At 68.6% G+C, this 23,019-nt stretch carries 23 protein-coding genes and 7 pseudogenes; 16 read left to right on the top strand and 14 right to left on the bottom strand.

The window, feature by feature from the left end; translation table 11 throughout:
* Positions 1-203: 203 nt before the first annotated feature.
* From ACWD5Q_RS24540 to ACWD5Q_RS24520, 5 genes and pseudogenes are all read right to left on the bottom strand, one after another.
* The gene (locus ACWD5Q_RS24540) at positions 204-971 is read right to left on the bottom strand and encodes a hypothetical protein (RefSeq protein ID WP_451429174.1); all 768 of its coding nucleotides are present in this window, start codon (positions 969-971) and stop codon (positions 204-206) included.
* Between the two features lie 80 nt (positions 972-1,051).
* A pseudogene (locus ACWD5Q_RS24535) lies at positions 1,052-1,373 on the bottom strand (hypothetical protein); the annotation flags it as partial.
* Between the two features lie 264 nt (positions 1,374-1,637).
* Positions 1,638-2,171 carry a GNAT family N-acetyltransferase gene (locus tag ACWD5Q_RS24530; RefSeq protein ID WP_451429173.1) on the bottom strand — a complete coding sequence of 178 codons (534 nt, stop codon included), beginning with the start codon at positions 2,169-2,171 and terminating at the stop codon, positions 1,638-1,640.
* Positions 2,172-2,360: 189 nt separating this feature from the next.
* A pseudogene (locus tag ACWD5Q_RS24525) lies at positions 2,361-2,492 on the bottom strand (IS701 family transposase); the annotation flags it as partial.
* 104 nt (positions 2,493-2,596) lie between these two features.
* A complete protein-coding gene (locus ACWD5Q_RS24520) occupies positions 2,597-2,740 on the bottom strand; it encodes a hypothetical protein (RefSeq protein WP_451429218.1) in 144 nt (47 codons plus the stop codon).
* A gap of 6 nt (positions 2,741-2,746) precedes the next feature.
* Here ACWD5Q_RS24520 and ACWD5Q_RS24515 point away from each other — a divergent pair, with 6 nt between their 5' ends.
* Both ACWD5Q_RS24515 and ACWD5Q_RS24510 read left to right on the top strand, forming a co-directional pair.
* On the top strand, positions 2,747-3,610 hold the full coding sequence (locus tag ACWD5Q_RS24515; RefSeq protein ID WP_451429216.1) for an NEW3 domain-containing protein: 864 nt from the start codon (positions 2,747-2,749) through the stop codon (positions 3,608-3,610).
* Between the two features lie 38 nt (positions 3,611-3,648).
* The gene (locus ACWD5Q_RS24510; RefSeq protein ID WP_451429172.1) at positions 3,649-4,251 is read left to right on the top strand and encodes a hypothetical protein; all 603 of its coding nucleotides are present in this window, start codon (positions 3,649-3,651) and stop codon (positions 4,249-4,251) included.
* A gap of 424 nt (positions 4,252-4,675) precedes the next feature.
* On the opposite strand, the gene ACWD5Q_RS24505 is transcribed toward ACWD5Q_RS24510, so the two are convergent.
* From ACWD5Q_RS24505 to ACWD5Q_RS24495, 3 genes and pseudogenes are all read right to left on the bottom strand, one after another.
* Positions 4,676-5,032, bottom strand: coding sequence for a ricin-type beta-trefoil lectin domain protein (locus ACWD5Q_RS24505; protein WP_451429171.1), 357 nt, complete (start codon positions 5,030-5,032; stop codon positions 4,676-4,678).
* Positions 5,029-6,150, bottom strand: a pseudogene (locus ACWD5Q_RS24500) (hypothetical protein); the annotation flags it as partial. The pseudogene ACWD5Q_RS24500 and the gene ACWD5Q_RS24505, both read right to left, overlap by 4 nt.
* A gap of 157 nt (positions 6,151-6,307) precedes the next feature.
* Positions 6,308-6,964 (bottom strand): DUF899 domain-containing protein, encoded by a 657-nt coding sequence (locus ACWD5Q_RS24495; RefSeq protein WP_451429170.1) that lies wholly within the window; start codon positions 6,962-6,964, stop codon positions 6,308-6,310.
* Between the two features lie 114 nt (positions 6,965-7,078).
* Between ACWD5Q_RS24495 and ACWD5Q_RS24490 the strand changes: the two genes are divergently transcribed.
* Positions 7,079-7,729 (top strand): winged helix-turn-helix transcriptional regulator, encoded by a 651-nt coding sequence (locus ACWD5Q_RS24490; protein ID WP_451429169.1) that lies wholly within the window; start codon positions 7,079-7,081, stop codon positions 7,727-7,729.
* Positions 7,730-8,090: 361 nt separating this feature from the next.
* A pseudogene (locus ACWD5Q_RS24485) lies at positions 8,091-8,924 on the top strand (PIG-L family deacetylase).
* Positions 8,925-9,189: 265 nt separating this feature from the next.
* Here the strand turns inward: ACWD5Q_RS24485 and ACWD5Q_RS24480 are convergent.
* Positions 9,190-9,345, bottom strand: a pseudogene (locus ACWD5Q_RS24480) (helix-turn-helix domain-containing protein); the annotation flags it as partial.
* A 1,091-nt stretch (positions 9,346-10,436) separates the two neighbouring features.
* Between ACWD5Q_RS24480 and ACWD5Q_RS24475 the strand changes: the two are divergent.
* From ACWD5Q_RS24475 to ACWD5Q_RS24465, 3 genes and pseudogenes are all read left to right on the top strand, one after another.
* Positions 10,437-12,047 (top strand): hypothetical protein, encoded by a 1,611-nt coding sequence (locus ACWD5Q_RS24475; RefSeq protein ID WP_451429168.1) that lies wholly within the window; start codon positions 10,437-10,439, stop codon positions 12,045-12,047.
* Between the two features lie 87 nt (positions 12,048-12,134).
* Positions 12,135-12,674, top strand: a complete 540-nt coding sequence (locus tag ACWD5Q_RS24470; protein WP_451429167.1) for a hypothetical protein — start codon at positions 12,135-12,137, stop codon at positions 12,672-12,674.
* A gap of 193 nt (positions 12,675-12,867) precedes the next feature.
* Positions 12,868-13,155, top strand: a pseudogene (locus ACWD5Q_RS24465) (integrase core domain-containing protein); the annotation flags it as partial.
* Positions 13,156-13,269: 114 nt separating this feature from the next.
* On the opposite strand, the gene rpsN reads toward ACWD5Q_RS24465, so the two are convergent.
* A complete protein-coding gene (rpsN, locus tag ACWD5Q_RS24460) occupies positions 13,270-13,575 on the bottom strand; it encodes a 30S ribosomal protein S14 (protein ID WP_451429166.1) in 306 nt (101 codons plus the stop codon).
* On the bottom strand, positions 13,575-13,811 hold the full coding sequence (rpmB, locus tag ACWD5Q_RS24455; RefSeq protein ID WP_451429165.1) for a 50S ribosomal protein L28: 237 nt from the start codon (positions 13,809-13,811) through the stop codon (positions 13,575-13,577). Before rpmB ends, rpsN begins: the two co-directional genes overlap by 1 nt.
* Positions 13,812-13,877: 66 nt before the next feature.
* Here rpmB and rpmG point away from each other — a divergent pair, with 66 nt between their 5' ends.
* The 8 genes from rpmG to ACWD5Q_RS24415 all read left to right on the top strand — a co-directional run bounded on the left by rpmG (position 13,878) and on the right by ACWD5Q_RS24415 (position 19,098).
* Positions 13,878-14,042, top strand: a complete 165-nt coding sequence (gene rpmG / locus ACWD5Q_RS24450; protein ID WP_085567822.1) for a 50S ribosomal protein L33 — start codon at positions 13,878-13,880, stop codon at positions 14,040-14,042.
* A 49-nt stretch (positions 14,043-14,091) separates the two neighbouring features.
* Entirely contained in the window at positions 14,092-14,349 is a 258-nt protein-coding gene (locus ACWD5Q_RS24445; RefSeq protein WP_451429164.1) for a type B 50S ribosomal protein L31, read from the top strand.
* Positions 14,346-15,497, top strand: coding sequence for a GTP-binding protein (locus ACWD5Q_RS24440; protein ID WP_451429163.1), 1,152 nt, complete (start codon positions 14,346-14,348; stop codon positions 15,495-15,497). The genes ACWD5Q_RS24445 and ACWD5Q_RS24440 overlap by 4 nt, the downstream gene beginning before the upstream one ends.
* A gap of 31 nt (positions 15,498-15,528) precedes the next feature.
* Positions 15,529-15,765: a 30S ribosomal protein S18 gene (gene rpsR, locus ACWD5Q_RS24435; protein WP_451429162.1), complete on the top strand. Its 237-nt coding sequence runs from the start codon at positions 15,529-15,531 to the stop codon at positions 15,763-15,765.
* Positions 15,766-15,810: 45 nt separating this feature from the next.
* Complete coding sequence (gene rpmF, locus ACWD5Q_RS24430; protein WP_451429161.1) at positions 15,811-15,987, top strand: 50S ribosomal protein L32; 177 nt, start codon at positions 15,811-15,813, stop codon at positions 15,985-15,987.
* 6 nt (positions 15,988-15,993) lie between these two features.
* Positions 15,994-17,169 carry a GTP-binding protein gene (locus ACWD5Q_RS24425; protein WP_451429160.1) on the top strand — a complete coding sequence of 392 codons (1,176 nt, stop codon included), beginning with the start codon at positions 15,994-15,996 and terminating at the stop codon, positions 17,167-17,169.
* Positions 17,170-17,508: 339 nt separating this feature from the next.
* The gene (locus ACWD5Q_RS24420) at positions 17,509-17,820 is read left to right on the top strand and encodes a hypothetical protein (RefSeq protein WP_451429159.1); all 312 of its coding nucleotides are present in this window, start codon (positions 17,509-17,511) and stop codon (positions 17,818-17,820) included.
* A gap of 51 nt (positions 17,821-17,871) precedes the next feature.
* On the top strand, positions 17,872-19,098 hold the full coding sequence (locus ACWD5Q_RS24415; protein ID WP_451429158.1) for a hypothetical protein: 1,227 nt from the start codon (positions 17,872-17,874) through the stop codon (positions 19,096-19,098).
* A 46-nt stretch (positions 19,099-19,144) separates the two neighbouring features.
* Here ACWD5Q_RS24415 and ACWD5Q_RS24410 read toward each other — a convergent pair whose 3' ends face one another.
* Positions 19,145-19,357 (bottom strand): SMI1/KNR4 family protein, encoded by a 213-nt coding sequence (locus ACWD5Q_RS24410; RefSeq protein WP_451429157.1) that lies wholly within the window; start codon positions 19,355-19,357, stop codon positions 19,145-19,147.
* Positions 19,358-19,778: 421 nt separating this feature from the next.
* On the opposite strand from ACWD5Q_RS24410, the gene ACWD5Q_RS24405 reads away from it, so the two are divergent.
* Entirely contained in the window at positions 19,779-22,022 is a 2,244-nt protein-coding gene (locus ACWD5Q_RS24405; protein ID WP_451429156.1) for an RICIN domain-containing protein, read from the top strand.
* A gap of 156 nt (positions 22,023-22,178) precedes the next feature.
* On the opposite strand, the pseudogene ACWD5Q_RS24400 reads toward ACWD5Q_RS24405, so the two are convergent.
* Positions 22,179-22,295, bottom strand: a pseudogene (locus tag ACWD5Q_RS24400) (diadenosine tetraphosphate hydrolase); the annotation flags it as partial.
* 200 nt (positions 22,296-22,495) lie between these two features.
* Positions 22,496-22,894 (bottom strand): hypothetical protein, encoded by a 399-nt coding sequence (locus ACWD5Q_RS24395; RefSeq protein ID WP_451429155.1) that lies wholly within the window; start codon positions 22,892-22,894, stop codon positions 22,496-22,498.
* Between the last annotated feature and the right edge of the window lie 125 nt (positions 22,895-23,019).

Raw genomic sequence — 23,019 nt, 5'->3', positions numbered from 1 at the left:
GGGTGAGGTTCTTGATCCAGATCATCGAGGCGCGCAGGTGGAGGCCGGCGAGGCAGCTTTCCGGGGTCTTGTCGTACCGGGTAGCGATGCCCCGTCAGGACTTCAGCTCGGGTCGTCTGACCCACGCATGGCAGGAACGGTCGATGGCCCGGCCCATCCGCCCGGCCCAGGGCGGGCCGAGCGGACCGGCCGGTGCCGGGTTGTCAGCGCACGTCGACGTAGTCGCCCGTGGCGTTGACCGCCGACGTGGTGGAGGTACCCGCGAAGGACCAGCGCCAGTAGCCGTCGGCCGAGGCCGTGACCGTCGTCGACAGGTTGCCCGTCGAGTTGGTCTTGACCGTCTTGACGGTCGTGTAGGTGCTGGTGCCCGCCTTGCGGAACTGCAGCTTCACGGGCTGGTTGGTGTAGCCCGCGTAGGTGCGCTTTTCCCAGTTGGCGCGGGTCAGCTTGCCCGTGACCTTGAGCGACTTGCCCTTGGTCACCGGCTCGGGCCCGGCATCGACGCTGAGCTTGCCGCGGCGCAGGACCGGGTGGGTGATGTCGCCGCCGTTGTTGTAGAGATCGCCGTCCTTGGACTGGAGCTGGACGACCACCTTCCACGGACCCGCGAGGGTGTTGCGGGGCACGCCCCAGCCCGAGTCGAGCTTGAAGGCGAGCTTGCAGGTGGAGGTGGTGGCGCTGCTCGCGGTGCACGTCGGGGTGCCGTGGTACGACCAGTAGGTGTCCCCGACCTCGCGCTTGATCTGGAAGAACGCGAGCTTGCTGCTGATCCCGGAGTCGTCCGAAGCCGCCACCGAGATGGTGAACGACTCAGTCTGGGAGGTGCCGAGGACGATGGGCTTGCCGCCGTTCACGGACACCTTCTGGATCACCACACCGGTCTCCGCGGCGTATGCGGCCGGAGCGGTGACAGCGGAGGCGGAAAGGACCAGGGCGCCGATGAGTACGGCGCTTATGGATGTTGCACGCAATGAATCCCCAATGTGTCGAGCCGGCCCCCGGCCGTGTGAATCCCCCCGGCCGCGGACGTGGCAGGTGACGTGAGGATATGTCACCCGTGCGGCTCGGCCTCAGCGGTGTACGGGCCGCCCAGGCCCCACACCTGGTGTGTCCGCGTCGGCGGAGGCGGCCGCGAGCCTGTGCTCGCCGGAGGTGTTCGGGTGCGTGCCGTCGTACGTGTCGCGGTGGAGGTCCCAGCCGGCGCGGCGGGAGGCGAGCAGCGGGGGCGACCGAGGGGTGTCGGGCTCGGCGACCACCTTCGCGAGGAGTTCGTTGAAGCGGTCGACCTCCGCTGCGAAGGGCGCGTCGGACATGGCGCGTACGTTCGGGACGACCGGGAGCAGAACGGCCTGGACCTGCGGATAGGCCGCGCGCGGTCCGCACACTCCACGAGCGGGCGGCCCCGGTCGACAACGCGCGCGCCGCTCGCTGAAACCCCCAGTCCGTTGAACACCGGACCGAGTGAGGCGACGAGTAGCCCTGGCCGTTTTCAGGGCTCTGGCCGCAGTTCCGTGAATGCGCAGGTCAGCGGCGGGAAGACACGATCCGTCCCTGGGTGTCTGTACCGTCGCGATCAATGCGCTCGGGGACGCATGGACAGGGCTGGCTGTCTCGTGATGGTCGACGGCTCGGCCTGTTCACGCCTGGAACTCGGAGAGATCGATGGCGTGAACGCGCAGCGGGTAGCCGTATACCGGGTGTGCCGTCTCCCGTTCGGGCACCAAGCCGAGCTTGCGGATGACGTTCTCGGAGGCGTTGTCACCCACCCGGTTGATACTGATGACGCGGTCCAGGCCGCGGTCCTGGAGAGCGAACTCCAGCGTGGCGTGGGCGGCTTCGGAGGCGTATCCCTGGCCCCAGAACTGTGAGCCGATCCGCCAACTGATCGCCACCGCGGGCATCACCTCCGGCAGGAACTCGGGCACGAACAGTCCCGTGAAGCCGATCAGTTCGCCCGAGGCCAGCAACTCGACGGCGAAGAGTCCGAAGCCCTCCTCGTCCCACTCCTCCTCCCAGCGCTCGATGTCCTCGGCCGTGTGGTCCAGGTCGCGCACCGAGCCGTCGTCGATCCAGCGCATGACCCGTGGGTCCGCATTGATGTCCGCCATCGGCGCGAGGTCGTCGTCGTGCCAGCTACGGAGGAGGAGACGGGGTGTGCGGATCTCGGTCATGCGCCCATCCTGCCGAAGGCAAGGGCCTCATCGGTAATCCGGAACCCACCCCGGCCTCCCGACACGACCGTGATCAAGCAGCACGGCCTCCGACATGACCGTGGTCGACGCACAAACCCTGCCGCCGCCGGACGGACCAGCGCATTCACTCCAGAGAGGGCATGTCGCAGCCCTGCATGCCGGCCAACTGACGCGCTGGTGGTCCACACCCAGGCGCTCCGCCATCGGCGGCATCGGCTTGCGTGTGCCGTCCAGTATCAGCCCGCGCACATACAACCCCCCCTTGGCCTGCTGACCCCGCCGCGCCGGCGAACCAAGCATCTCGGCCGCGAACGCCTCCAAGCGCGGACGAACCTGGCGACGTCCCGGGGTGTGCCTTTCAGCGTGTACGAGCGCGCACCTCCCGGACCAGCGGGCCGGCCGCGTCAGCAGATGGGTGCCGGCATGGGCTGGACGTCGTAGTCGAGGCGGATGACGTCTCCAGTGACGGGGTCGCCCAGTTCCACGCTCCAGCCGTCGGCGAATCCGTCTCCGCGCCCGCCTACTTCGAGGGCGAGAGCGACTGGCACCACGTCATCGGCTGGTCGGCTCAGGTCGGAAATCTGTGGCGGGAGGGAGCCGACATCGCCATGGAGCCCGCCTCCGCGCGCGGCAAGTGGGCATCCATCAAGTACAACTACGGCTACAACGTCGCGCTGGCCGACCTGCAGAGCCCGGGCCGCTGGAACGACCCCGACTTCCTGCTCGCCGGTCAGTCCAGGCTCACCGGTGACGAGGTCCGCAGCCAGATGTCGCTGTGGTCGGTCATGGCGGCTCCGCTCATCTCCAGTACCGACCTGACGACGGCCTCCCCCGAAGCGCTCGCGGTGCTCGGCAACAAGGACGTCGTCGCGGTCGACCAGGACGCCAAGGGACTGCAGGGACGCATCGTCCAGCAGGGCGACGGATACGACGTCCTCGCCAAGCCCCTCGCGAACGGTGACCGCGCCGTGGCCCTGTTCAACTCCTCGGACCAGGCGCAGACCATCACGACCACGACTGCCAAGGCCGGGCTGCCCGCCGGGTCCTCGTATCTGCTCAAGGACCTCTGGTCGAAGCGGACCACACAGACCACCGGCACGATCGCCGCGAACGTCCCCGCCCACGCGACCGTGCTGTACCGGGTGCGCACGGCAACCGCCCACCAGGTCCAGCCGGCCACCGCGATCACCTGGACCAGGACCGGAGGTACGGGCCCCACGTCCACGTGGCGGATCGAGCTGGCAGACCACGGCCCGACCGGGCTCACCGGCGCCACGCTGCGGCTGAGCGCACCCGACGGCTGGAACGTCAGCCCGTCGACGGTGTCCCTCGGCCACGTCAGGCCCGGCGGGACGGCGAGCGCGACCGTCACGGCCAAGGGCCCCGACGCCAAACCGGCACCACCGTCACCTCCCTGAAGGCGACCGCCGACTACCGGGCCGCAGGCGCAGGCGCCGTGTCCGCGGATGCCACGGTGGTCACGGATGTGCCCTACCCGAACCTGGCCACCGCCTTCAACAATGTCGGCGTGACCAATGAGGCCGGTCCCCCAGTCGAGGGCAACTACACCACGGGCGACTTCGACGGAAGCGGTGACAGCTACTCGGCGCAAGCCCTCGCCGCGGCCGGTGCCACCCCCGGCGCCCAGCTCACCAAGGACGGCGTGACCTGGGCCTTCCCCGACACCAAGCTGGGAACGCCGGACAACGTCGCCTCCGCCGGCCAGACCATCACAATGTCCGGCAGCGGCTCCAAACTCTGGTTCCTCGGCGTCGAAGCCGGATTCACCACCGGCCAGGTCACGGTCACCTACACCGACGGCACCACGAGCACCGGCACCCTCGGCTTTCCCAACTGGTGCTGCACGGCGGGCACCGAGTACGGCGCGACGGCGGTCGTCACGACCGGCCACCGCAACACCCCGACCGGGCCCGCCAACTTCGGCATCGGCTACAAACTGTTCGGCAACTCCGTGCCGCTGACCGCGGGGAAGACCATCCGCACGGTCACCCTGCCCGACGCGGAACCGATCCACGTCTTCGCGATCAACGTGCAGTAGCTCGCCATACCGGGCCGGTTCGTTGAACGACCCACTGCCGGCCGAATCCCCCGTCGGGGACAGAACCGCGAAGGCGATCCGGGTACGGAGCAAGGATCGGTGAAGCCTCCGGGGCCGTCGGCCCCGGAGGCCCTGATCAACACCGTGCGGCGGCCTGGTGTCCGGGACGCCCCGCCCGTCCAGCGTCCGCCGGCAGTCGCGGACCGCGGAGCCGGTGTGGGTGGGGAGGTTGAGACACACCGTGGCCGGTGTGCCGAACGATCCGAAGTCGGTGCTGGTCAGCAGTGATACGCCCGCCCTGTGACGTCCCGGTGGTCGCCGACGCCACCTTCCGGACCGGGCATGCCATCACCACCATGAAGAGGGACGGCCGGTTCCCCTGCGGTCGCGCTGCTCCCGCCGGCTCCCTCGCCCCGCGTCCTGGTCACATGCCGGATGCGTGTTGCGAGGGCAGCGTCCACCGCTGGTTGGCGTCGCCGTTGCAGTCCCAAATCTGCAGCTGGGTGCCGTTGGTGGTACTGGCGGCAGGGTCATCCAGGCAACGGCGTGACTGGGCGCTGTTGAGGGTGCCGTCGGGCTGGGGCTCCCACTGCTGGTTGGCGCCGCCCGTGCAGTCCCACAGTTCTACCAGGGTGCCGTTGGCGGTGCCCCCTCCCGTCACGTCCATGCACTTGCCCTGGTGCACGAGGATGCCGTTGGTCCAGGTCCAGACCTGCGCGGAGCCGCCGTCACAGTCCGCGAGCTGCACTGGCGCACCGTTGGCGCTGGAGTTGTCCTTCACCTCGACGCACTTGCCGGGCAGGGCTGAGGTGATCGGGCCCGTGTTCGAGGGCGTGGGAGTGCCGGGGGTGAGGGAGAAGTTGTCGAACTGGTCGGTCTGGTAGCCGGTGACGCCGAGGCCGGGCTGGCCGTGCCGGCCGCGACCTGCTCGCTCACCGTGCCGGTGTTCGCCGGGTCGTACTCCGTGGAGGGGGGCGTGTACCCGGTCCCGTTGGCGGAGTCCACCGGCACCATGTTGCTCTCCTTGCCGCCCACGCCGGGCTCAAACCAGGAGCCGTCGTACCACTTCCGCCAGGAGCCGGGCGCCATCTTGGCGGAGATGGGGGCGCGGGCCACGTGCCCGTGGAACACCTTCCATCTGCCGCCCTTCTCCACGATCCGGGAGCCGTAGTAGACGTAGAAGTAGCCGGAGGCCGTGTCGACGAACAGCCGCTGGTCGCCGTCACCGTAGTGGTAGGTCTGATGGGGGGAAGGCGGCGTCGTCACCCCGCTTGGTGCTGTACGGGGAGGTGATGACATGGCCCTTGATGGTCCACGTCCTGCCCTGGTTCGTGGAGACCGCGTAGTCGATGGCGTCGTAGTGGATGCCGTCGCCGAACGGCTGCGGGTGAACTCGTTGTGCACCAGGCCGTACCAGTCACCGGTGTCCGGATCGACCCACACGCCGGACAGGTCGCAGAAGTTCCGCTGGGAGTAGCCCGACCCGATCGGCGGGTAGGTGGCCTCCAGTCCCGTGGTACCACCGGGCCGGGCCGAGGACGTCGCGCGCGCCACGTCCTCGGGTGTCCATTCGTCGAGGGGAAGCCCGCGCATGGTCCAGCCGTGCACCAGCCGCCGCTCCACGCGCACCCCGCCGAGGATGCCCTTGCCCTGGCCGAGCAACGGGCCGTAGTTGATCCGCCCCTGGTTCTCCACCAGCAGCTCCAGCAGGACGCGCCGCCCGGAGCCGGCCACGGTGCACGACGATGTCTCGCGGTCGAGTACGGCCACGGGGGCACCGTCGACGAAGACCTGGGCCCGGTCGTGCAGGCCCGTGACGGTGAGCTCGTGGGTGCCTGCGGGCAGCAGCGGTTCGGCCTCGTACAGCACCAGACCGGAGGACTGCCCCAGCTCCTCGAAACCGTCGATGGCGGAGGCTGCGTTGTCGTAGCTGCCGTTGGCTGCGAAGAGCAAGCTGAGGAAGGCCACGCCAAAAATACTCCGCCGACCTCGCGCATGGCGCCGTTGGAACCGGAGGCGATACCCATGTCCTCCGAGGCAGGGGCGCCGTCGGCACTCAGTCCCCGTACTCGTCGTGCAGGCGCCACCACTGGTAGGGGGCTGTCTGCGGCCAGCCCTCCGGGGAGTCCTCCCAGGTCTCCTGGCGGCCGTACGGGGTGAGGTCGAGCAGGTTGAAGTCGGCGCGCAGCCGGTCGACGCCGCGCGAGGTGGTGAAATAGGTGCGGAAGATCCGGTCGCCGTCGCGCAGGAAGACGCTCAGGCCGAAGCCTCCGCCGAGGCCGCAGTCGGCGTTGAAGTCGCTGCCCTGCGACGAGTACCAGGGCAGGGTCCAGCCCATCCGGGTGCGGTAGGCCTCGATCTGGCCGAGCGGGGCCGGAGAGGCAAGCACCATAGTGGTGTCGCGGGCGCGTAGGTGGGCCAAGTTGCCGATGTTGTCGGTGAAGGTGGAGCAGCCCTTGCAGTAGTGGTCGGAGCCGGGCTCCATCATGAAGTGGTACACGATCAACTGGCGGCGGCCCTCGAAGAGTTCGAGCAGGGTGGCCTTCCCGTTCGGGCCGTGGAACAGGTACTCCTTCTCGAACGCGACCATCGGGAGCCGGCGGCGTTCGGCAGCCAGGGCGTCCAGGGCTCGGGTGGCGGCCTTCTCCTTGACAAGGAGTGCGTCCCGGGCGGCCTGCCACTCCTGGGGCGACACGATCGGCGGAAGGCTCATGACATCTCCTGGCGGTAGCGCGTCCGACTAGTGACTTCGAGCACAGTAACAGGTACTCCTAATTTCTAATCAAACACACTTCGGTAAAGAAGCAACCCCGGCTATGCTGGGGCTGTGGCAGGTAAACGCAGATACGACGACGGGTGCGGGGTCGCGCACGCCCTGGAGATGGTCGGCGAGCGCTGGGCGCTGCTGATCGTCCGGGACCTGCTGCTCGGCCCGAAGCGCTTCACCGACCTGCAGGCCGGACTGCCCGGAGCCGGGCCGAACGTGCTCACCCAACGGCTGCGCGACCTGGAGCGGGCCGGGGTGGTGCAGCGCCGCACGCTGCCCCCGCCGGCCGGCTCCCGGGTCTACGAACTCACTGAGTGGGGCGCCCAGTTGGAGCCCATCGTGGTGGCCCTCGGGCTGTGGGGGTCGCACTCCCCGGTGCTTCCCCGGGAGGGCGCGGTGCGCACCGACTCGCTGATGATCTCGATGCGCTGCGCCTTCGACCCGGGCACCGAGCCGGCCTGGTCGGCCAGCTACGAGATCCGGCTGGACCGGGACCGGTTCACCGCCCGGGTGGTCGATGGCCGGCTGGTCGCGCTCACCCGCGGCCAGCCCACCGAGCCCGCCGACGTGGTTCTGGAGACCGCCCCGGCCACCCTGGACGCCGTGCTCAGCGGCCGCACGTCCACCGACACGGCGCTCGCCGACGGCTCGCTGCGGTTGACCGGCGACACCGAGGCGGCCTGCCGGCTGCTGCGCGCGGCGCACTCCTGATCCCCCGCCCGGCGCCCATCGTCCCACCATGCCACTCGAGTTGACCGCCCGAGCCGGTGCAACGAGCCGACGTACCCGTGAAGGCTCACGGGCAAGTCCGGAAGCGAAGTGCACGGGAGGGAGTGCCAAGGCCCAAAGGTGTTCCCGTGCACGGCGGGAACTGCCGATCCGGCCAGCGCCGTTGCACTGGCCGAGGGAGTGGCGCAGCGCGGGCGGGGAACAGAGAGACCAAAGATCTTCTGCTGCGCCGCGATCCGGGCCCCCGGGTCCGCGGTACGCCCGGTCACCCGATATTGGGGCGAGAGCTGATACGCCTGCCGCGGACTCGGACCGAGGCCTTTTCACACAGGAGGACTGTTTCATGAATGACTGGCCCTTGACGCTCATGGCGGTGCACGCCCACCCCGACGATGAGGCCACTGGAACGGGAGGTGTCCTCGCCCGATATGCGGCGGAGGGCATCCGCACGGTCCTCGTGACGTGCACCGACGGTGGTTGCGGTGACGGACCGGGGGGTGTCAAGCCGGGCGATCCCGGGCACGATCCAGCAGCCGTCGCCTTGATGCGGCGTCAAGAACTTGAGGCAAGCTGCGACATCCTGAAGGTCAGTCACCTGGAGATGCTGGGCTACGCCGACTCCGGGATGATGGGGTGGCCGACCAACGACGCCCCCGGATCCTTCTGGCAGACACCCGTGGAGGAGGGTGCTGCCCGACTCGCGGAACTCTTCCGCCGCTACCAACCCGATGTGGTCGTCACCTACGACGAGAACGGCTTCTACGGCCACCCCGACCACATCCAGGCAAACCGCATCACGATGGCGGCACTGGCGATGACCGTGCCGACACCGAAGGTGTACTGGACGACGGCGCCCCGCTCGATGATGCAGCGGTTCGGGTAGGCCATGCGCGAGTTCGATGCGGACTGGCAGGAGCCGGATCCCACCGAGGCCGCCGCGATGGCCGAGATCGGACTCCCCGACGAGGAGATCACCACCTGGGTGGACACCACCGCGTTCGGCGGTCAGAAGTTCGATGCGCTGGCCGCGCACGCCAGCCAGGGCGAGAACATCTTCTTCCTCAAGATGGGCAAGAAAAGGTTCACCGAGTTGATGGGCGTCGAGACCTTCGTACGTGTCCAGGACACCACCGGCGCGGCCGTGCCCGAGAACGACCTCTTCGCCGGACTGCGCTGATCCGTCCGCCTTCCCGGGGCCTGAGAAAGCTCCTGGTCCGTACGGCTCGATCGAGCGTGCTCGCACACCTGGAGGCTTGTTCACGTGGGGTCCGCTCCGGCGGCCCTTGATCATCAGGGTGGCCCTGCTCGGCATCGTGGCGGTTACGAGGACGCCAGTCCCCTACCCGGGCAGGGCCGTTGAGCAGGAACGTTCGACAGGGCCGGGCGGGGAACAACCGGTCGAGCTGGTGGCCGGTGTCCATCCTCGAAGACCGCGATGTCGCGCTGATGTCGTCGACCACCCCCTCGGCGACCGGGAAGTCGGCCGGCTTGGCCTTGGCGATCTACTTGAGCTCCCGGCGCTCGGGGAGCGTGAACGTCTTCGGGCGCCCGCCCCGGTATGTCGGGGAGAGCGCCTCGAAGCCGTCGGCGCTGAAGTTGCTTCGCGTTCTCGCGCGCCGATGACGACCGCCTCACATGGGAACGGGTGACTCGTGATCAAGGCGGTTGTCGCCCTCCCCGCGCCTACGGTGGATCAGGGCTGACAGCAGGAAGATCCACAGCGGGCGGATCGCCAGCAGAGTGAAGGGGATCACCGGCACCCACAGCCGCCAGCCGTGCTCGTCGCCCGCGAGATGCCGGACGGCCGAGGGGGAGCTCGAGCCCGATCATAGCGAAGACGACGCTCTCCAGCAGGAAGGTCACGGAGTCGTAGACGGCGTGGACCTGGAAGCGGACGGGGACGTTGCCGAGCTTGTGGCCGGTGCTGCCGAGGACGACCCCGGCCAGGGAGCCGCTGCGAAGCCGAGTCGACCCGTCGAACCCACCCGCGGCCACTGCACGGAAGACGCCGCCGGTGCTGGGGGAACGCCTGGGATTCATCAGGAGAGCGGAATCCGAACAGCGGTCACGACAGGCAATTGCTATGCCGTTGCTTCTTTTTGACCGAGCATTTCCTCTAACTTTCCTGAATTCAGAGCCCGCTCAGAGGATGGATGGCCCTAGGTCGATGAATGACCTGCCACGACCCGCGGCTCGTCGGCTTAGCAACTAGTCGCCGTAGGGTCCGACTTCACGTTCGACCAGCAAAAACAGCAGGCGATCGACGTCGAGGCCGCCCGTTCGAGAGAACGGCGACCGCGCCTCTGCGAAAAGGCCGCACTCTTCCATTGACCTGAACCCGTCAAATCTGCTTTGCTTCTGTGCGTCTGACAGGGCATCACCATTCCGACCAGCAAGAAGTCGCAGTGCGAACGAACCCTTCTCACTGCCTTTTTCATTCGTCCGGTCCAGGACGAGAGTTCCCCCGCCCATCACAACGCCGTGTGTGAGTTTCCCCAGCTGCCGAGCACATCGCCCGTGCAGTCACCCGGTGCGGCTCGGGCCTCTCCTCCTGTTCTGCGACGGAACCGGCGTCAACGTCGGTGGCCGGATTCGGCGTACCGAGTGATGCGCCTCGTCGACGTCCCGTTCAGCTCACCTCCGCCGGACCGACGGCGGAGGTCCGTGCGAAGAAAGGGCCCCAACACCCATGGGCAGACCCCACATACGCGGCGCAGCCCGCGCGACCCTGACCGGTCTCGCGTCGTTGTCCCTCGTCACCGGCGTGGCACTCGCCTTCGTACCCCAGGCGGCAGCCGCCACCCAGGCCACGGCTCACACCGCGAGCCAAAACCCCTACAGCCCTGCCTACCAGCACCCGTACCGGCACGGTGCCGTACCGACCATCCGGCAGAACGCCAAGATGAAGTCCTGGGCGGCCGACCAGCCGGCCGCCACCACGGCGACCGGACCGGAGACGCTGTCCTACGGCGGCGGCATCGACGGCATCGGCGTCCAGAGCGGCCACTCCAAGGTCTACCTGGTCTTCTACGGCTCGCAGTGGGGCACGCAGAGCACCAACAGCAACGGCGACGCCACGTTCTCCGGCGACCCGGACGGCGCGGCCCCGGTCACCCAGGAGATGTTCAAGGGCATCGGCACCGGGAACGAGCTGTGGTCCGCGGACCTCACCCAGTGGTGTGACGGACCGAACGTGTCGGCGGGCGCCACGAGTTGCCCGTCCAACGCGAACTTCATCCCGTACCAGAGCGGCGGCGTGCTGTCCGGCGTGTGGTACGACAACTCGGCGGCCTCGCCCAGCGCCGCGACCGGGCACCAACTCGGCGCCGAAGCCGTCAAGGCGGCCGGACACTTCGGTAACACCACCGCCGCGTCCAACCGCGACGCCTACTACGTCGTCCTCTCTCCGCACAACACCAACCCGGACAACTACCAGGGGCAGTACTGCGCCTGGCACGACTACAACGGCGACAGCACGCTCACTGGCGGGCCTGTGTCCTCCTCCTACGGGGACATCGCGTTCAGCAACCAGCCGTACAACATGGACTCCGGCTCCGGCTGCGGCGTCGGATTCGTCAACTCGCCCGGCACGCTGGACGGCTGGACCATGACGCTCGGCCATGAATGGCACGAGATGATGTCCGACCAGAACCCGGCCGGCGGCTGGACCAACCAGACCGGCAGCTCCTACAACGGCCAGGAGAACTCCGACGAGTGCGCCTGGATCTCGCCCGGCAGCACGGGCGGGGCAGCCAACGTCACGATGGGCACCGGTACCTTCGCCGAGCAGGCGAGCTGGTCCAACGACACCAACAACTGCGCCATCTCCCACCCGATCGTCGGTGGCGGTGGCGGCGGCACCGGCGGCACCTTCACCAACGGCACCTTCGAGACCGGCAGCCTGTCGAGCTGGACGACCAGCGGCACCACCTCCGCCACCACCTCGGCGGCGCACAGCGGCACCTACGGTGCGATGGTCGGCTCCACCAACCCGACGAACACCTCCTCGGTCTCCCAGTCCTTCACCGCCCCGTCCGGCAGCAGCACGGTCTCCTTCTGGTACAACGTCACCTGCCCGGATACCGTGAGCTACGACTGGGCGACGGCTACCCTCCAGGACACCACGGCGGGCACCACCACGACGCTGCTCGGCAAGACCTGCACCCAGGGTGCGGGCTGGAAGCAGGTCTCCGGCACAGTGACCGCGGGCCACACCTACACGCTCACCCTCACCAACAAGGACGACAACTACGCGGGTGACGCCACCTACACCTACTACGACGACGTAACCGTCTCCTGACCTCGCACCGCACGGTGGGGGCGAGCCGACGGCTCGCCCCCACCCCCGTCCAAGCGCCCACGCCGGGCGGCATCCACCGGAGGACCCATGCTTCCTTCGTCAGCCCGCATGAGCCCCGCCCTGCGCGCGCTGCACGCCGGGCTCGCCGCCGTGGCCGCAGCAGCCGCGACCGGCGTCCTGGGCGGCTGTTCGTCCGGCCCCGCCGGATCGCCGTCTCCCCCGCCGTCGCACCCTTCCGCGTCATCCGCGTCATCCGCGTCATCCCCATCCTCCACCGGGTCGGTCGTCCTCGACGAACGGTCACGCGGAACGACGGTCCGGGTGACCGTCGGCACGCTCATCGTGGTGCGCCTGCACAGCGCCTACTGGTCAACCCCCGCCAGCTCGAACCCGCGAGTGCTCACCGCCATCGGCGGCGGGACCACAGTCACCACCACCTGCCCGCCCGGCCGCGGCTGCGGAACGTCTTCCGCGCAATTCACCGCCCTGCGGCCCGGCACGGTACACATCACCGCCCACCGCGACTCGTGCGGCGAGGCGATGCGCTGCTCGCCGGGCCAAGGACGCTACGACGTCACCGTGACGGTCACCCGACAGCACAGGCCGCCGTCGGGCTCCCGCTCCTGACACCGCGCTGCTGAAACCGCCTCCCGGCGGGACAGCCACCTCGCGGTGCAGCCGCCGCATCACTACGACGACGACTTTCCGGCAGCCGGTGGTCCTGCACGGTTGCGGACGCGGACGACTCAGGCGGTCCAGTGTGTTGTTCCCGCCCCGCCGCCCCAGTGGTCCGCCCTGCTGCGTTCCTGGTCTCCCGTAGCGCCTGCACACGCTCGCGGTGATCGAGCACGCCGGCCACCGGATCCGGGTCCTCGGTGCCACCGCACACTCCACCGCCACATAGGTTGCTCAAGCCGCGAAGAACCTCGTCATGGACCTCGAAGATGCCGGCATCCGGACCAGGTTCCTCGTCCGGGACCGGGACGGGAAGTTACCCGCCCCGTTCGACGCCGTCCTCAACGATGCAGGGATCGAGGTCGTGCTCAGCGAAGTACGGATGCCGCGCATGAACTGCCTCATGGAGCGTTGGGTGCAGACCTGCCGACGCGGAAGAACCCTGCCCGCACCGGTCTCGGGGGCACGGCGGCAGGACACACGCGCGTCCCTCACGTTGCGGGGTGAGGGACGCCACGCATGTCTTGCTCCGCACTCGCCGTGCTGACTACCAGGAGGACTTCGTCACCCCTGGCAGGTGTCCGGCATGGGCCTGGCTGCGCACATTGACACGAGAAAGGCCGAACTTGCGCAGATGCCCACGCGGGCGGCCGTCCACGCTGTCACGGTTGCGCACCCGGGTCGCGCTCGCGTCCCGGGGCTGGCGGCGCAGTTCCGCCTGCGCGGCGGCCTTCTCCTCGACCGTGGCCCGCGGGGACGCCAGGACGGCCTTCAGCTCGGCCCGCCGCCCCGCGTAGCGGGCCACGATCTGCTTCCGCTTGTCGTTCTTCGAAATCTTGCTCTTCTTCGCCATCAGACACGCTCCCCGCGGGCTCGGATCCGGGCGACGGCTGCCTCGATGCCGATGGCGTCCACGGTCTTGATGGCACGCGCGCTCAGCCTGAGGCGGACATGCCGCCCTTCGCTGGGCAGCCAGTAGCGCTTGCTCTGGATGTTGGGGTCGAACCGGCGCGAGGTGCGCCGGTGCGAGTGGGAGATCTTGTTGCCGAAGCCCGGCTGGGCGCCGGTCAGCTGACAGTGCGCGGACATGTAGGTTCTGCCTTTCTTTCCACCGGCCTTGACGGTAATGGAAATCATTGTCATATGCTACCCGTCATGGCCCGCAACGAGGTACGCCCGATCGTCAAGCTTCGCTCCACCGCCGGAACCGGTTACACGTACGTGACCCGCAAGAACCGCCGGAACGACCCGGACCGGCTGGTCCTGCGCAAGTTCGACCCCGTCGCCGGACGCCACGTCGAGTTCCGCGAGGAACGCTGACCAGACTGGCCGCGCCCGCCCGTCGACACCAGACCGAGAGAACACACCCATGAAGCCTGGAATCCACCCCGCCTACGGCCCGGTCGTCTTCCGCGACAAGGCCGGTGACTTCGCCATCCTCACCCAGTCCACGATGACCAGTGACAAGACTGTCGAGTGGGAGGACGGCCACACCTACCCGGTGGTCGACGTCGAGATCTCCTCGGCCAGCCACCCCTTCTACACCGGCACCGCCCGCGTGCTGGACACCGCGGGCCGCGTCGAGCGGTTCGAACGCCGCTACGGACGCGGCGGTGACCGCCGATGACCCTCGACGGACCGATGCCCGTGGTGATCGTCGCCGGACTCCACGCCGACGCCCGCCGTGCCACGGTCGAACGGTTGTTGCGCGAGGTGTCCGACAGCGTCGCGCTGCACCACGACCTGTCCGCCGGTCCGGCAGGCACGGTGCGCCGCAGCATCCGTGACGCCACGGGCGAGACCGCCTGGGGCGAGACACCCCTGGTCAACGACTGCGCCTGCTGCGCCCTGCGCGAGGACCTCGTTCCGGAACTGGAACGGCTGGCCGACTGCGGCCTGACCCGGCTGGCCGTCGTGGAGCTCTGGGACTCCGTGGAACCCCGCGGCATGGCCGAGGTCATCGCCGCCCATGGCGGCGGTGTCCTCCGGCTGACCAACGTGCTGACCGCCGTGGACCCCGCCCTCGTCCTGGCCTGTCTGTCCAACGGCGACGACCTCGCGGAAGCCGGACTCGCCGCAGCCGCCACGGACCAGCGCACCGTGGGCGACACCTTCGCACGACAGCTGGAGTACGCCCCCGTCCTCACCGTGGCCGACAACGCCGCCACCGGACTCGACGACCTGGCCCTTCTGCGGCAGTTGCACCCCACGGCACAACAGATCGGCATCACATCAGGCCAGTTGGGCGTCACGGGTGTGACCGGCTTCGACGTGGACGCCGCGGCAGCCGCACAGCACCCGGCCTGCGCCCGGCTCCCCCACGACTGTGACGAGCAGGGCGTCAGCACGCTCGTCTGGCGGCGCCGTCGCCCCTTCCACGCCGGCCGCCTGTACGAAGCGCTGGAGGACCTGTGCTGCGCGGCCGCCCGCAGCCGGGGCAGGTTCTGGCTGGCGGACCGGCCCGACAGCCTGCTCGCATGGGATGCCGCCGGAGGCGCGCTGTGCGTGGAGAGCGCCGGGCCGTGGATGGCCGCGCTCCCCGACGCCGCCTGGGAGATGATGCCGGCCGAACGCCGCACCGCGGCTGCCCTGGACTGGCACCCCGAGCACGGCGACCGCTGCCAGCACCTCGTCTTCACCTCCCCCGGCCTCGACCGGGCGGGGCTGCTCTCCCTGCTCGACTCCTGTCTGCTCACCGACGACGAACTGGCGTCCGGACCCGGCACCTGGCCCCGGCCCACCGGCTTCGACGAACTGCTCGACTCCGTCGCCTGACCTGCCCCACCACACCACCGAGGAAGCCGTCATGCCCCACCCCGCCAAGACCGCGCTCGCGCGCAAGAACCGGCCAAACCCGCTCGACGCGGCCGGCATCACCTACATCGACTACAAGGACACCGACCTCCTGCGGAAGTTCATCTCCGACCGCGGCAAGATCCGCAGCCGCCGCGTCACCCGGGTCAGCCGCCAGCAGCAGCGCCAGATCGCGACGGCCATCAAGAACGCCCGGGAGATGGCCCTGCTCCCCTACTCGAGCCGCTGACCTCCACAGCGCCCAACTACTTTCCTCACTGACGAAAGGACCGACATGGCCGTCCCCAAACGCAAGATGTCCCGGAGCAACACCCGCCACCGCCGCGCCCAGTGGAAGGCGAGCACCCCGAGCCTCGTCCCCGTCACCGTCACCGTCGACGGAAGCACCCACCTGGTGCCTCAGCACCTGAGGAAGGCGTACGAGCGCGGCCTCCTCCGTCCGGAGGACTGACACCGCATGCCGCACGACCGCCTGCCGGTGACCGTCCTGTCCGGCTTCCTGGGAGCAGGGAAGACCACGCTGCTCAACCACCTGCTGGCCAACCGCGAGGGCCTGCGGGTCGCCGTGATCGTCAACGACATGAGCGAGATCAACATCGATGCCGCGCTGGTGCGCGGGGGTGAAGCCGCTCTCTCCCGAACGGAGGAGCGGCTGGTCGAGATGACCAATGGCTGCATCTGCTGCACGCTCCGAGACGACCTCCTCGAAGAGGTGGAGCGCCTCGCCAGGGAGGGACGCTTCGACTATCTCCTGATCGAGTCGAGCGGCATCTCCGAGCCCATGCCGGTGGCGGCCACCTTCTCCTTCGCACGCGAGGACGGGGCGACGCTCGACGACCTCACCCGGCTCGACACCATGGTCACCGTGGTGGACGCGGCCAACTTCCTGGGCGAGCTGAGAACCGGCGACGAACTCGCCGCGCGCGGCCTCGCCCCCTTCGAGGACGACGAGCGCACCGTCAGCGATCTGCTCATCGATCAGGTCGAGTTCGCCGACGTGATCGTCCTGAACAAGCTCGACCTCGTCGACGCGGCATCCGCGGCACGTCTGCGCGGCATCCTCAGCCGGCTCAATCCGGGCGCCCGCCGGCTGGACAGCGTCCGAGGGCAGGTACGCGCTTCCGACGTGCTCGGGACCGGCCTCTTCGACGTCGAGCAAGCGCAGCTTGCCCCAGGGTGGGTACGGGAACTCAACGGTGAGCACGTCCCCGAGACAGAGGAGTATGGAATCTCGTCCACCGTGTTCCGTGCCACCCGCCCCTTCCATCCGGGTCGGCTCTGGCAGCTGGTCACCGAGCGACTCGACAGCGGCGAGTTCGGAACCGTGCTGCGCAGCAAGGGATTCTTCACACTGGCCGGACGCGCCGGCGTGACGGGACTGTGGTCCCAGGCGGGCAGCGTCGCCCGCTTCGAGCCCGCCGGAACCATCGACGCTGAACTGCCGGAACAGCACGCCCAGGAGCTGGTGTTCATCGGGACAAACCTGGAGGCGAAGGCCCTGCACACCGCTCTGGAGAGCTGCCTCTTGGACGGCGGATGGACCGGCGCCGAAGATCCCTTCCCACGCTGGGACGTCCCGGAAGCCCACGACGCCTGCGCGCATGAGCGGGACGGTGCCGCCCTGCCCGTCTGAAGAACTCCGGGCCGGGTGGTGGTCGCAGCCACGGCACCACCCGGCCCGGTCGGGCGAGCGAACGACACAGCGGGGCGTAGCGGTCACGCCCCCTCGGGGCCGGCCGGCGCAGAGGTGTTTCGCGACGTCGGCGATCACCGTTCGAACCGACCAGGAACACCTGGCCGCATCACGGATGCCTCTACGAAACCTGGGGATTGACAATTTCAGAGTCCCCAAAAATGCCGGCACGCCGGTTCCCCACCATGAGCAGCACCCAGTTGTCCTGGTTGAGCAAGGTGTGGCAGCAGCGGAGTCATGGCCGCCCGGTGTCACGCCGAGGGCCGTTAGTGTTGCCCCATGAGCGCGTTGGACACGGCCCAGCTTGAGGCCATGATCGAAGAGGCGACCGTCGACGCCTACAACGAGGACGAGCAGCTGACCGGACTGTTCACCCTGCTTGAGGAGCATCTCGACCTGCCCCTCACCACCGCGGTTCTCGGCGTCGAGGTGACCGTGCGCGGCATCGACCTCACACCGGACGGCAGGATCGTCGCCCTGTGCTCTCGCGGAGGCATGACGCAGTCGATCGGAATCCTGGATCTGCCTCTGCCCAGCCCGGCGCCCGAGGGCGCGGAGTGGATCGAGGCAATCCGTCACTGGGCCGGTTGAGGCCGGGCACCTCACACCCACGCGGAACCGGTCTGTGTGAAAGGGCTGAACATGGCTGACGCCGTACAGGGCACGCATCGGCACGTCGGCGAACCGTCGCTGACCGAACTCATCGAGCGCAGTGCCGAGTTGAAAGGACAGTTGGTCGCCTTCGGACAGAGCGCCCGCTTCGACCAGTGGTTGACGCCCCTCCTGCTGGAGGCAGCAGGGCCTGAGCGCCGACTGGACGAGGGCGAGGCGATCCGGATCGTCGACCACTTCATCCTGCGATACCGCCTGCCGGGCGGTTCGACCGTGGTGGACCGGTTCGTCGCCGGGCGCAAGGACCTGACTGAGGCCGACCGGGAGATGCTGCTCGGCTGGCGCGACCCGGTCGAGGGCATCTTCGAGGTCCAACGGAAGGAAGGGAGTGCCGTCGTCCTTCTGAACCTGGTCGACGACCTGGAGTACCGCACGTACTCGAATGTCGGACGGGCGGCGTTCCGCAAAGTGTCCAAGGGGAGCTTCCTCCACACCTGTCTGGTACCGGTCCACTCGGCCGACGGGGCATGGCTGGTGTCCGGGGCGATGTCGAGCTACCCCAGGTCCAGCGCCACCGAGATCGCCCAGGTCGCCCTGGAACTGGCCACCAGCCGACCCGAATTGGTCTTCCGCAACCCCCGGAAGGTCGAGCAGGGGTGGCAGGCGATGCGGGAGGACCGGGCCGCGTTCGTCGAATTCTGCGGCGGCGACGAACTGGTCCTTCCGCCTGACGAAGCCGAGGACCTCCTCAACGCCTACTACCGCCACCGCCAGGAGTCCACCGTCGCCGGACATCCCGACCGTGCCCGGGGCAGACGGCTCCCCGGCCTGGACCTGCCCTTTTTCGAGTTTCCGCCGGAACTGACAGACTCGGACACCATCGGTGTCATCTACGATCAGGTCGACGGACTCAACTTCTACGCGGACTACGGAATGCTGCGAGACCTCTTCGCAGACCCGGCGCTCGCGGGCCGCAGGCAGTACCAGGACCTGCTGCGCACCTACCTGCGCGAGGAGTCGATCGGGCCACTGCCGATCCGCCGACTGGCTGCCGCGCACCCGGAGACAGTCGACGCCGTGTTCCGAAAGCTGCTGCGGAAGCCCGGATTCACCTGGAGCGAGCACGGCGAGGCACTGCTACGCCGACGCAAGCCCTGGTACTACGCGAACGAGCCCCGCCCCGGTGTCTCCGTCATCGGCGACCGCCTCAGCACGCTTGCCGCCGGCCGTCGACGGTCATCGTTCACACGGCAGTGACGCCGCGCAACGCTGCCCGTCCTCCTTCCGTACCTCGCATCCGAGGTCAGTGCGTGAAAGGGGGCAGAGGCTCCGCCTGAACTGGACGGACGATGTCGGCGCTCTTGAACGGGGCATCAGGTACCGAGAGCTGGAGGAAGCCGTCGAAGGCGCCATGCCCGAAAACCTCGGCCAGCCGCTTGTAGTCGCCGGGCAGTGTGGTCCCCAGCCGAGCCTCGAACGCCCCCAGCCGACTGTACGGGTCCGGTCCGGATCCCACCCTGTGACCGCAACGCCCCGGTCCACCCGGGAGGCATCCTCCGGCAGCCCGTCCGCCGCCGGATCGGGCCGCTCGGCGACGACCACGACGGGCCGTATCCCCTCGCTGGTACGCGTCGCACCGCATCCGGTCCACCGGCCGGCGTACGCCCACGCCCCCATCTCGACCAGCCGCTCGCCGAAGGGACGAGGAGCGGCAGCCGTTTTCGGCAGGCGCACCGGCTGAACGTACGCAGGTGACGGCGGCCAGATACAGCGGCTCGACCACCCGGGTTCACGGGCACCACGGCGCCCGCGGACAGTGGTCGTTGTTTGCACGGAACATAATTCACGACTTTTCTTTCGTCGTGTATTGACGGCTCGTCGGGTGGCACCTAACGTCCGATCAACATCTCGCCCATCAGGCGAACTAGGAGACACGCGTGACAAACGTTCTCGCTGTGCTCGTCGGAGCCCACCGTCCCCGCAGACGCACGACCGCCCTCACGACTGCGCTCCTGCTGCCGGCCGCCGCCGGCATCGCGCTGGTCTCGGCCCCGAGCGCCGCCGCCGCGACCATCCCCACCGTCCCCACCACCGTCGTGAACGCGAACAGCGGCAAGTGTGTTGACGCGCGTGCCGCGGCCACCGGCAACGGCACCGCTGTGCAGCAGTACACCTGCAACGGCACCGGCGCCCAGTCCTGGCAGTTCACCGCGACCGACAGCGGCTACTACCAGATCGGCGCGGCCTCCGCGCCGAACCAGGTCTGGGACGAGACCGGTGCCTCCACCGCCGACGGCGCGCTGACCCAGCTGTGGCTCTACGGTGGCGGCGCCAACCAGCAGTGGCTGCCGGTCGCCGAGGCGTCCGGGACGTACCACTTCGTCAACCGCAACAGCGGCAAGTGCCTCGATGTGCCGTCGGCGTCCACCGCCGACAGCGTCCAGCTGCAGCAGTACACCTGCAACGGCACCGGCGCCCAGTCCTTCACCCTCACCGGCGGCATCAACACGCCGCCCACCACCCCGGACTTCGGCCCCAACGTCACGGTGTTCGACCCGTCGATGCCGACGTCCACCATCCAGTCGAAGATCAATTCGGTCTACAGCACCCAGCAGACCAACGAGTTCGGCACCCAGCGCAACGCCCTGCTGTTCACCCCCGGCACGTACAACGTCGACATACCCGTCGGCTACTACACCCAGGTCGCCGGGCTGGGCCTGTCACCGGACCAGGTGTCGATCACGGGCGGCGGCGTTCACGTCGAGGGTCACACCAGCGACGGCAACGCCACCCAGAACTTCTGGCGTGACGCCGAGAACATGTCGGTGAGTCCCAGCTCGGGAAGCACCATGTGGGCCGTCTCGCAGGCGGACCCGTTCCGGCGCATGGACGTGCACGGCAGCATGAAGCTGTGGGACGACACCCACGGCACCAGCTCCAACTGGTCCAGTGGCGGCTACATCGGCGACTCCCGGGTCTCCGGCCAGATCAACTCCGGGACGCAGCAGCAGTTCCTCACCCAGGACACCGCCATGGACGGCGGCTGGACCGGGCACAACTGGAACATGGTCTTCGTCGGCGACACCGGCGCCCCGGCGACCAGCTTCCCCAATCCGCAGTACACCACCGTCACCCAGAGCCCCGTGATGCGCGAAAAGCCGTTCATCTACGTCGACGGCTCGGGCAACTGGCAGGTGTTCGTCCCGTCGGTGCGCACCAATGTCCAGGGCCCGGACTGGATCAACGGTACCGCTCCGGGCACCTCACTGCCGATCAGCCAGTTCTACATCGTCAAGTCGGGTGACAACGCCACGACGATCAACAACGCGCTCGCCGCGGGCATGAACCTGATCGTCACCCCGGGCGTCTACCACCTGTCCGCCCCGCTCAACATCACCCGCCCCGACACCGTGGTCCTCGGACTGGGCCTGGCCACCCTCGTGCCGGACAACGGCGTCACCGCGATCACCACCGCCGACGTCGACGGCATCGACATCGCCGGGCTGCTGATCAGCGCGAACACCACCAACTCCAACACCCTCATGCAGATCGGCCCGGCCGGCTCGACCGCCGGTCACACCGCCGACCCGATCGTGCTCCACGACGTGTTCTTCCGCATCGGCGGCGACATCGCCGGCCAGGCCACCCAGACACTGGTGATCAACAGCAACGACGTCATCGGCGACGACCTGTGGCTATGGCGGGCGGACCACACCAACGGCGTCGGCTGGACGACCAACCCGGCCGTCAACGGGCTGATCGTCAACGGCAACAACGTCACCATGTACGGCCTGGCGGTCGAGCACTACCAGAAGTACCAGACCACCTGGAACGGCAACGGCGGCCGCACGTACTTCTACCAGAGCGAGACCCCCTACGACGTGCCCGCCCAGTCCAACTGGACGACCAGCGGAGGCGACCTCGGCTACGCCTCCTACAAGGTGGCCAACTCGGTCGCCTCCCACGAGGCATGGGGGGTGGGTGTCTACGCCTATCTCCGCGACAACCCCTCCGTGGTACTTGGCCATGCCATCGAGGTGCCCACCACGTCCACGGTGAAGTTCCACAGCATGGTCACCACGGTCCTGGGCGGCGCCGGCACCATCAACCACATCATCGACAACACCGGCAGCCAGGTCACCCCCAGTAACAACGTGGCCTACCTGGTCAGCTACCCATGAATCGGGCGCAGACCTGACAGCGCACGGGAGAGGGCCCGGCATGGATGGAGAGGGCCCGGGCGATGTGACCGCCCGGGCCCTCTCGGTAGAGCGGAACCAGACCTCCTGCAGGGCGAAGCCCAGCGTCGACCGGTCGGCCGCCGACCGCCGTACCGCTCAAAAACTCCCATCCCGCAGCACATCGTGCTGGGGGCCGAGCCTGAACCGCTCGTCACTCCACCGGTCACGCGGATACAGCCACACCGGCTTGCCCACCAGCTCGGCCGCCTCCCACGATACGGTCGCGGTCGCGCAAGGGCGCGTCCGAAGGCCGAGATCGTCAGGCTGGTCCAGGGCGCATTTGGCTTGAAGTGCGTTGCTGAGCAACAAGCGGCACTGGGCCGTCCCCGACACCCCGTGCCAGAGCCGGCCCGGCCGGGCAGCGGCGGTGCGCGCCGGCCCGCCCCGGCCAGCCGGGGCGGGCCGGGGCCGGGTCAGCGGACGCGGTAGACGTACTCGTAAGCCTGCAGGCCGTTCCACCAGCCGCTGATGTGCCAGGAGGTCCAGGTGCCGGTGGAGCAGTCCGTCACCCGCAGTCGCAGTCCCGCGGTGCTGGGGCTGTTGCCGATACGACCGTCTCCGCGGACGCAGTAGCCGTCCTTCCTGGTGTCCTCCACGCGCATCTTGATGCTGCTCTGGATCCGGCCGTTGTAGTTGCGCCGGCACTCGTAGTACTGCATCCGGCCGCCGGTGGTCGTGTGGGTTCCCCCGTACCAACAACTCTGGCTCGCCGAAGGCATCGCCGGCGCGGCGGCGGCGGTCGGGGCGAGGCCCAGGCCGCTCGCCAGGGCCGCGCCGACTGCCGCCAGAACGACGCTGTTGCGGATGTTCACGATCTTCCCCCATCTCGTATGGACGAATGTCTAAGAACTCCTAACAGAATGCTGCAACTCGCCTCGGAATGAAGGGGTCTGATGACTTGTTAGCCTGCACATGAGAAGGGGTGAGCGGCCGCCGT

Source organism: Streptomyces sp. NPDC002513, from assembly GCF_053595355.1.
Note: the sequence above shows the minus strand (reverse complement) of the source record. Positions and strands in the feature narration are given on the sequence as shown.